The following is an 805-nucleotide window of genomic DNA, read 5'->3' as shown; positions in this document are numbered from 1 at the left end:
GACGACTGGGTTGATAGGCCAGATGTGGAAGCCCGGTAACGGGTGGAGCTGACTGGTACTAATAGGCCGAGGGCTTGTCCTCAGTTGCTCGCGTCCACTGTGTTGTTCCCGGGTTGCGAACAGTCGCACCGGTTGAACAGCTTCACTACTTAATTGAAAAGTGTGCTTGTTCGCTAGAACCCGATAGGGTTTCGGTGGTCATTGCGTTAGGGAAACGCCCGGTTACATTCCGAACCCGGAAGCTAAGCCTTTCAGCGCCGATGGTACTGCAGGGGGGACCCTGTGGGAGAGTAGGACGCCGCCGAACAATCTTTCAAGGACCCTTGGTCCCAGCGTTCACGCTGGGACCAAGGGTCCTTTTGTTTTGTCGAAGCGCGTCGGGTGTCCGGCTGCGCGAGAATGTCTTGTAGTACTTGATGACAGGAGTCACGCCGATGTCCACCAACTCTCCCGACGATCGTTCGGAGCGCGAGCCGCGTCGCCGGGACGGTGGCGACCGAGGCGGTTTCACCGGCCGTCGTGACGATCGCTCCGGCGGACCGCGCCGGGACAACGACCGTGGTGGCTACCGGCGTGACGACAGCCGGCCCACCGGTGGCAGCGGCGGCGGCGGTTTCCGCCGCGACGACCGTGACCGGGATCGGGCGCCGCGCCGCGACGACAATCGTGGTGGTGGCTCCGGCGGTGGTTTCCGTCGGGACGACCGGCGGGATGACCGTCCGGGTGGGTTCCGTCGTGATGACAGCCGGGGTGGTGCCGGTGGTGGTTTCCGGCGCGACGACCGTGACCGGGATCGTGACCGTGG

At 64.1% G+C, this 805-nt stretch carries 2 rRNA genes and 1 pseudogene; all 3 read left to right on the top strand.

Annotated elements, in window-relative coordinates:
• A 23S ribosomal RNA gene (locus tag IEZ15_RS44135) occupies window positions 1-82 on the top strand; the annotation flags it as partial.
• Between the two features lie 108 nt (window positions 83-190).
• Window positions 191-307: ribosomal RNA gene (rrf, locus tag IEZ15_RS44130) — 5S ribosomal RNA — on the top strand.
• A 182-nt stretch (window positions 308-489) separates the two neighbouring features.
• Window positions 490-805, top strand: a pseudogene (locus IEZ15_RS44125) (hypothetical protein); the annotation flags it as partial.

Source organism: Streptomyces atratus, from assembly GCF_014648655.1.
Lineage (GTDB): Bacteria > Actinomycetota > Actinomycetes > Streptomycetales > Streptomycetaceae > Streptomyces > Streptomyces atratus.
Note: the sequence above shows the minus strand (reverse complement) of the source record. Positions and strands in the feature narration are given on the sequence as shown.